We start from the raw sequence: 8,398 nt of genomic DNA, 5'->3' as shown, positions 1-8,398 counted from the left end.
TTTAGTTGTTCCCGGTATGCGAGTATCTTCTCTGAACTGGACGACTCGGGCTTTGCCCGAGCCTGTAATAGCAACGTACATCGAGCCCTCCGAATCAAAGAAATTGTATAAATCCATTATACCATGAGTCGAGCAAAAAAGGAATGAAATAACAGGATATAACAGGACAAAATAATTGATAATTTAAAAGGCAAATATACCCTGAAATCCGCTATATTAAGTGATTCTCAGGGTTCAAATTCCTTTATTTTGTTAAGACACTCCTAAAGTCAGGAAGTAGATTTAAGGGGAACGCAAAAAAATGCGGCATCTTGCAGTGTGATTTTCGCTGCAAAAGCAATCAAATTATTGTAGAGTGATAATAAGTCTAATTTGCCAAATGAGGTTTTGAAATATTAATTCTAGATTTGAACTTATGCTCATTATTTTACCAGTAGATAATTACTTTATGATGGTCTGTAATGTATATTCTTGTGATTGTGTGCTTTGTCCCATTTGTTTGCTTAAATCGGTGTTGTCTAACAGATAAGTATTCTTCGAAGTCTTTGATGTCTAGAGAGAATATATGTCACAATTGTTATATGAGGGAGGATTAATATATCATTTGCATATTCGATAATTATTTAAACAGAAGATGCAGTATAAATATCGATGTCTTAAGATCATTTATGCCAGCAAAGTAAGGTTTGCTATCATTTGCACTAATTCCCAAGTAATCAATGGTAAAGTTCTTTAGTTTGCTAAACATTGTGCCAAACCGTCTAAAACAGTTTCCCGTTTTTATTCAACAGGTAACGATCTTCTTTTATGCATATAAATCCCACATTGGAATTAATGCAACCTTTTTACATTCTTAAACCCTCTGAAATGTAGTCTATAGAAAAGTTCTTAAACTAGGATAAAGCTATTGGTAAAAAACGTGATTACAAATAAACTAGAAAATTTTACGGCGCAGTTTTTTTGATTTTGGCCGTTAAATGGCACAGCTTAGTGAGACTGGTGAAACTGATACAGCTATGCAGATCTAAGTAATGTAGGGGAGTATTAATTGTATTTGACAATCTATATAGAAAAATTTGAGTTAAAGAGGTAATAGAGTGAAACAAGATAAAGAGATTATTAATCTTGGATTTCAATGCTTTTTAGATATTAGAGAGCAAATCCTTTATAAAGACGATCAGCCTATCAATCTTTCTAAAGTTGAGTTTAAAATACTATATTTTCTAGGGCTACACTTGAGTAAACCTGTATCGGAAGAAGATTTGATCAAATTTGTTTGGAAAACAAAAAGTGTAAGTTTGAATTACCTTTATGTTTGTATAAACCGAATTAGAAATAAAATCGAGGATGATACCAAAAAGCCATCTTGCCTTCTTTCGTTAAGAGGAGTGGGATATATTTTATATGATAGAAAAAATAATAAATGCTTAACTTCCGGTCGCGATAGAGCATAAGTAGTGTAACTTAACGGGTAGAAATCAGTTTGGTAGACACATGCTGATCAGCAATAACTAGTCTTGATGGCTAGGGGTAATTCTAGCTGTTAAGAGTAACAGTCACGTGGGCCTGAAAGTTATTGAGCCTCGAAATGAGTAAACTGGGAAGATCGGGGATCTGATGCAAAAGAGTAATAAACTATTCTATCCTGGCTAAGGTACCTTACTTAATTGTAAGAATTTTGTGATTTTTCGTCAAAGGATTAGAAAAATTAATATAGAATAACTAATCTTGGAAGGGGGTAAGACAAAATGTATAAAAATACATCCTAATGCCAGATATATTTTTATCTTATCTAAAAGGAGTGAAAGAAATGAAAAAGAAAAAAAGTCTTTTTTTATCAATTCTTCTTGTAGGAGCTTTCTTATTACCAACAACAACTGTTTTAGGATCAATTAAATCGTTTTCTGGTTATTTACTTCCTAGATGGCAAGGACAAAATTATACGTCTACTTATCAGCATAATGATCCAGTAGCCGGAATCAATGCTTGTGTTAATAAGTTTACTGGTACTACTAAATGCTATTTATGGCCTGCAGATTCTGGCGAAGATCCGCTGGGATCTACAACGACAACATTTACAGCCAATGGTGAATACAAATGGTTATATTTCAGTGATGGTGAAGATCATCAAGGTGAGTATGTATCATTAGGGATGATGAATTATTATGACTCAACGAGCGGCGCTTATGTTGATGGAAAAGTTGATTTTTTTCAATAATAATCAAGGCTGTTGAAAAAACCGATACACACTTAGATTTTTCGAGTGTGTATCGACTAATGTGTATTCCTTTGATCGAGCGCAGTCATCTCGGAGATTCAGAACATTCGTTGCGGGAGTCTCACAAGAGAGTGCAATGGATAGAATTAACAACCGATTCATACTGGATTACTCTGGGGACAAACTTGACATGGAACCCCACGGGATGTGCTTCAATGGGTCGTGTGTGGCTCAAAGGAAGATTTCTGAGGTAAGCCCCACCCTTTCGCTGTAGCACATCCTGTCCTCATATGAAGTTTTAATCTGAGGTCAGAGAGACGAATGGATGCACTGCCATTCGAAATAGGTAATCCAACAAATTAATCAGATTTCCTTCACCATGGCATCCAATACACAACTCTTAAAGCTGATCATTATATTGAGACAGGTACTTTGATTCACCGTTATGTATACTCTATCGAACTGAAATATTCAGCTAATAAAAAGGTGGGAGAAAATGGGTACACTTTTAAAAATGGAATTATTAAATTGCATAAATCGAAAGCAATTTAAGATTGTTTTTATTGGTCTTTTTGCAATAAATACTTATGCCTTTATTTATACCTGTTTCATTGTAAAAGGGATGGGGTTAAGTGGTTTAAGATCGGGTTACGAAATGTCAATTTTATTACACCCTTATAGTCAAGCCATTCTAATGACAATTATTTTTATGCTTCCTATGATTGCAAATGTGATTTATTCTGACTCTTTCATAACTGATATAAAAAGTGGAACCTATATTTTCATTACAACTAGAAGTAGTAGAACTACTTATATTATTTCAAAAGGCTTAGCAGTAATAATTTCAACTTTTGTAAGTTTCTTGATACCATTGCTATTTAACATAATTTTATCTAACATTACATTCCCATCCATAAACTATGAAACAAATGGTTTACCTCCTTATGTTATCGAATATATACCTGAAGAGTTATTTAACTGGTTAAGAATAGGAAATCCTTTTCTCTTTAGTATGACATCAGTTACTATAATAGCTTTATTTGCTTCTATGTATGCATTATTAGGTTATTCAATATCACTAAATTTAAGAAAGAATAGTTTGATTCCAATAGCAATTGTAATGTTAGCATACTTAGTAATTGATATCTTTGTTTCTTTATTGCCTAATGGTTTGAAATTTCAGTTAACAATTTTACCTTTGCCTACTTCGCCTGCTAGTCCTACGTATTTTTTCTCTGCAATTATCTTAATATTTATATTAAGTATAAGTCTGATTTTACGCTATTTATTACATTCGAGGAATGAATTATGAAAAGTTTCAACGCATATATAATTAGATTAATAATAGGATCTAAAAGAATGCATACCTCTGTTACGATACTTCTATTTTGGTTTTTATTAAATGGATACTTTTTAAATAAATTGCTCAAAAACATCAATGATAAAAGATTAGGATATTTATTGGACTCACCTATAACATATATTCATGATAAAGTGTTAAATGCTAATTTTGCTGTCTTTATAATATTTCCATTGTTTTTATTTACAATAAACTTAATGATGGAATATCTCTTTAATAATAATATAATGATTCGTTATAATAAGCTTAATATTTGGGTAAAAGACTATTATAAATCAAGTTTTATTATAATTGTTTTATATGTAATTTTATTAAATTTGTTAGTAATTATTTTGTCGCTCTATTTTGGACTAGCGCCTAAACTGTTTAACAAAGATTTTATAGGATACTTATTAAAATTCTTATATTTTCAGATTTGTGGATTCCTAGTAATAACCAATTTGTTTACAATTACCTTGATTAAGACCAAAAATACTTTAATTAGTTATTTTATAATAACAGGTTTCTTTATATTTTTGCATTTCACATTTAATTATCTTCAACTAATAGGATTGAATATCCCAACTTTTGAAATGTTTATGTTCTTAAATGGCAGTTGGGGAATTTTTAATTATATTTGGTTTATTTTATTGCTTATAATTTCACATTTTACTCTTAAAAATTTTTTGAGTGAAAATGATTTTATGTATGATTGAAGAAAGGCATAATTAAAAATGAAGTTTATGATAGACTATAAAATTATTCTAAAACTTGCTATAGGAAGTTTATTCATTTTATTAGGATGCATTAGATCTCTTTCTCAAATAGATAATACAAATTTTATTGTCTATGTATATGGATATTTAAATGATAGTATTGGATTAAATAATATTAATAATATTCTATTCCTTATTTTTCCTCAGTTTTACTTTATGGTAATTCTTAATAATCACCTAGAATTCAGTCTTGATAAACAAGCTCCCTTAATTTTTAGCAGAACAAAATATCGTTCCAAATGGTTTATTATAAAAATTTTAGAAGTTATATTATATACTGCATTTTATAGCTCTTTGATTGTAATTATAGAAAGTTTATTTAGTTACCTATTCTTAAAGAATTTAAGCAATATACTTATTGTGCAATTGTTACTAATATTCCTACACCTCTTATTTTTAATAATTTTATCCATTTTGTTTTCGATTAAGTATAAAAGTATTTATTGCTTAACTTTTATTTTTTCATTAAATGTATTCTCATACTTTATTATAAATTTTTCAAAAAACAAATTATTATTATTGTTTATGCCATCAGTTCATAGCTTATTATATTTACACGATACTATCTTTATTAATAGACAAGATGAACTACTAAAGTTTTATATTCAAGGGTTCTATCCATGGTGGTCGATACTCTATTATTCTATTCTCATTATAATATCTACAGTTATAGCTACTTTATTGATTAATAAAAAGGATATTATGTGAATGAATTTAGGAGCATTCCTGTGGGTAACAAAAAAGAACTTTGGATAAGAGTGACGGCTATCCAACGAGTATAAAGAAATGAACAGCACAAAATTCGAATTCTGCGGTGGTGAAAATATGTTTTCTCGAAGCGTGATACAGTGTTTGGAAAGTATAAGGACACAGGCAGTATGCTAGTGCCGAAAGTATCAGCTTGCCCAGGGATATAAAAAATTAGATTGGCTGGAATAACCTAATTTGATGAGACAATGACTGAATGCAGCTGGGATGAAAAGGGTTAAGAGTCAGTAAGAAGTTGTTCAGAAGTGTACCTAAGGAGAGTCATGCCCCGAATAGAACTCAAGCTAAGACAATCACATTAAACACACACAATATCACGCTTCACGAAGGTCTTGACGGGTTGTGCAGGCAAATATCAAAAGTGGTACGTTGGTTAAAGAAATCAAAGGTGTGAGTTTTGTTACAGTAAAACTGGTAAATGCGAATACTTTGTGTAGGGAATTAAGAATTCCGTTAAAAGAGAGAAAACATACAGATTTTATGGGGAGGAAGAATAATGAGTTACCTAGAAGTAATTAATTTAAGCAAAATAATTAAAGGACAGGAAGTATTACATAACGTTAATCTATATCTCGAAAAAGGTAATATTAGTGGTTTCTTTGGAAGAAATGCTTCCGGCAAAACGATGCTATTTAGAGCTATTTGCGGACTAATTAGACCTACTGAAGGATATGTGAAAATTAATCATAAAGTATTGCACAAAGATATATCATTTCCTGATAGTGTAGGTATAATAATCGAAAATCCAGGTTTTTGGGATTACTATACAGGATTTCAGAACTTAAAAATATTAGCTTCTATTAAGAAAGTTATTTCTGATAACGATATTAAAGTAGCTATAAATAGAGTAGGCCTGGATCCAGAAGATAAGCGGATCTTTAAAAAATACTCCTTGGGTATGAAACAAAGACTTGGAATAGCTCAGGCCATCATGGAAAAACCAGAATTAATCATCTTAGATGAACCTACAAATGCTTTAGATGAACAAGGGATTAATCTTGTAAGAACCATTTTATTAGAAGAAAAACAAAAAGGCGCACTAATTCTCATCTCTAGTCATAACAAAGAGGATATTCAACTTCTTTCAGATGTTAAATACAAAATGGAATTTGGAAATTTAAGCTTGTTTCAAGAACCTTAATAAAACATATTCACAGTTTTGGAGGAGATCACATTGCACAGAAAAACAAAATTTTCTTAGTAACTTTAATGTCAATTATTATATTAGGCTTATCCTCTTCTGTATATTTTAAGAATACTTTCATTAACGATTTAAATTTTGCCGACAAAGATTTTAACGATTTAAACTATGTCTATTATGTAGACTTAAACAATGATTTTGATAATTCTATAACAAATTTTAACGAATTAAAAGAAAAATCCCAATATATTATTTCTGTTAAAGTTACTGATGAATATAAAACAAGATATTCTATGGCATTAAAATGTCCAGTTCAAGTAATGAAAATATTTAAAAATGATAAGGAAAAAATAAAAGAAGGAGAAATTATTTATATTTACGAGCCTGTTATTGTTAAACGTAAATCATGTTATTCCAATAGTGGTTATGTCCCTATGAAAAATAATGAAGAATATATTCTATTTCTAAAAGATACACTTAAACCTGATTGGTATGATAATGAGAGTAAATTGTTTATTCCTGCTTCAATTTTTTATGGTAAATTTAATCTAAGTATTGATACGCAAATTAAAAAAATACAATCCCAACAGTCAGGTATTCCATTTAATAAAATATTAGATTATGATTTGATATTGTTAGTAAATGGTGAAAACATTATAGCCCCTAACAACAAAGATTATAGTTATAGAGTAGATAATATTGTTAATATATATAATAAAATAAAAGAAGAATTAATAAATTGTGTTTATTATAGAAAGGGAGATTGTTTATGATTAAGAACAAGATATTTTTATTAACTACTTTTATAATTATTATAATTTTTGGTGGCTTAATTTTCTATAGATTCTTTTATTTGCCTAATTATCATCTTTTAGTGAATCAAAAAAGCATTAAAGATATAACAATTAGCATAAATAATGATATAAAAAAAATTCCCGATAAAGATTGGTCGAATATAATTAAAGAGTTTAATAATTCCAAAATGAAAAAAATACATAATCTTGACTTTAATAGTAATATTAAGGTGTTATTTATTTTCGATGATGGAAACTCTCTAAAATTTGCCATTAACGGTAACAAGCTAAGGATATCTCGGTTAATTGGACAAAAAAAAGTTGACTATATAGCTGAAAATCCGCAAATCGAAAATATTACTAAAGAAATATTTAATGCTAATTAAATATTTCAAACCCAATGATATTACTTTTGGTTCAAGTTAACAGCTGTTTGGTGAGTTGTCACCGACCCAACTGAAAATCATCAATGATAAAGAATCGAAGACGATTGTCGTCGCTGCCGGTCCGGGAAGCGGTAAGACGCGGATTCTGGTCCATAAGTTGGCATCCTTGCTGTTAATGGAAGATGTCAAGCATGAGCAATTGCTGATGGTGACCTTTTCAAGATCGGCTGCGACAGAGTTCAAGAAGCGATTGTTAAAGCTGATCGGCAATGCGGCCAACTTCATTGAGATCAAAACCTTTCATTCCTACTGCTTTGAGTTATTGGGAAGAGTCGGCTCCCTGGAAAAGTCAGGGGATATCATCCAGGAAGCGATTAAACGGATCAAGAACGGGCAAGTCGAACCGGGCCAGATCACGAAAACGGTCTTGGTTATCGATGAAGCGCAGGATATGGATGCCCATGAATTTGCCTTAGTCGAGGCTTTGATGGAACAGAACGATGGTATGCGGATCATTGCCGTTGGCGATGACGACCAGAATATTTTTGAATTCAGGGGTGCCAGCTCTAAATATATGGAGAGCCTGATTACAGAACATGATGCGGTGATGGTGGAACTGGTGGAAAACTACAGGAGCAGACGTAATCTCGTTGATGTTGCCAATCAGTTTTTGATGCGCATTCCCAACCGCTTAAAGCATACGCCCATTATGGCCGTCAAGAGTAACAACGGCAAGATCAAACGGGTCCACTATTGTAGCCGTCATTTGATGACGCCCTTAGTCGAGGACATCCTTGCCCAAGGGCTGACGGGAAGCACCTGTGTTTTAACGAAGAGGAATGAAGAAGCTTTACAGATTGCCGGGCTGCTCATGAAGAAGGTGTAAGCGGTCAAGTAAAATGACCGTTTTTTGGACACAAATTGATCGGTTTTTTGACCGCCTTCATCTCTAAATCTTTAGGGGTGGATTACAAAA

The 8,398-nt window shown here is 31.4% G+C and carries 8 protein-coding genes; all 8 read left to right on the top strand.

The features are described from left to right. The first annotated feature begins 1,097 nt into the window (after window positions 1-1,097). The 8 genes from BLS16_RS22635 (at window position 1,098) to BLS16_RS22595 (ending at window position 8,308) form a co-directional block, all read left to right on the top strand. A complete protein-coding gene (locus BLS16_RS22635; RefSeq protein WP_092335852.1) occupies window positions 1,098-1,454 on the top strand; it encodes a winged helix-turn-helix domain-containing protein in 357 nt (118 codons plus the stop codon). A 356-nt stretch (window positions 1,455-1,810) separates the two neighbouring features. Then, window positions 1,811-2,218, top strand: a complete 408-nt coding sequence (locus BLS16_RS22630) for a hypothetical protein (protein WP_143015570.1) — start codon at window positions 1,811-1,813, stop codon at window positions 2,216-2,218. A gap of 496 nt (window positions 2,219-2,714) precedes the next feature. Beyond that, complete coding sequence (locus BLS16_RS22625; RefSeq protein WP_092335850.1) at window positions 2,715-3,530, top strand: hypothetical protein; 816 nt, start codon at window positions 2,715-2,717, stop codon at window positions 3,528-3,530. A 47-nt stretch (window positions 3,531-3,577) separates the two neighbouring features. Then, the gene (locus BLS16_RS22620) at window positions 3,578-4,273 is read left to right on the top strand and encodes a hypothetical protein (RefSeq protein ID WP_207649790.1); all 696 of its coding nucleotides are present in this window, start codon (window positions 3,578-3,580) and stop codon (window positions 4,271-4,273) included. Window positions 4,274-5,597: 1,324 nt separating this feature from the next. Beyond that, on the top strand, window positions 5,598-6,242 hold the full coding sequence (locus BLS16_RS22610) for an ATP-binding cassette domain-containing protein (RefSeq protein WP_092335847.1): 645 nt from the start codon (window positions 5,598-5,600) through the stop codon (window positions 6,240-6,242). A 68-nt stretch (window positions 6,243-6,310) separates the two neighbouring features. Continuing rightward, on the top strand, window positions 6,311-7,015 hold the full coding sequence (locus BLS16_RS22605) for a hypothetical protein (RefSeq protein WP_092335846.1): 705 nt from the start codon (window positions 6,311-6,313) through the stop codon (window positions 7,013-7,015). Continuing rightward, on the top strand, window positions 7,012-7,422 hold the full coding sequence (locus BLS16_RS22600) for a hypothetical protein (RefSeq protein WP_092335845.1): 411 nt from the start codon (window positions 7,012-7,014) through the stop codon (window positions 7,420-7,422). Before BLS16_RS22605 ends, BLS16_RS22600 begins: the two co-directional genes overlap by 4 nt. 55 nt (window positions 7,423-7,477) lie before the next feature. Continuing rightward, the gene (locus BLS16_RS22595) at window positions 7,478-8,308 is read left to right on the top strand and encodes a UvrD-helicase domain-containing protein (RefSeq protein ID WP_242876412.1); all 831 of its coding nucleotides are present in this window, start codon (window positions 7,478-7,480) and stop codon (window positions 8,306-8,308) included. The last annotated feature ends 90 nt before the right edge of the window (window positions 8,309-8,398 follow it).

The organism is Desulfosporosinus hippei DSM 8344 (genome assembly GCF_900100785.1).
GTDB classification, from domain to species: Bacteria; Bacillota; Desulfitobacteriia; order Desulfitobacteriales; family Desulfitobacteriaceae; genus Desulfosporosinus; species Desulfosporosinus hippei.
This window is presented reverse-complemented; position numbering and strand designations above follow the sequence as displayed.

What these genes read in the sequence shown, in the direction of transcription:
- BLS16_RS22630 (WP_143015570.1), top strand. Translation starts at nt 1,811, where the DNA reads ATGAAAAAGAAAAAAAGTCTTTTTTTATCAATTCTTCTTGTAGGAGCT.
- BLS16_RS22620 (WP_207649790.1), top strand. Translation starts at nt 3,578, where the DNA reads ATGCATACCTCTGTTACGATACTTCTATTTTGGTTTTTATTAAATGGA.
- BLS16_RS22600 (WP_092335845.1), top strand. Translation starts at nt 7,012, where the DNA reads ATGATTAAGAACAAGATATTTTTATTAACTACTTTTATAATTATTATA.
- BLS16_RS22605 (WP_092335846.1), top strand. Translation starts at nt 6,311, where the DNA reads ATGTCAATTATTATATTAGGCTTATCCTCTTCTGTATATTTTAAGAAT.
- BLS16_RS22625 (WP_092335850.1), top strand. Translation starts at nt 2,715, where the DNA reads ATGGGTACACTTTTAAAAATGGAATTATTAAATTGCATAAATCGAAAG.
- BLS16_RS22610 (WP_092335847.1), top strand. Translation starts at nt 5,598, where the DNA reads ATGAGTTACCTAGAAGTAATTAATTTAAGCAAAATAATTAAAGGACAG.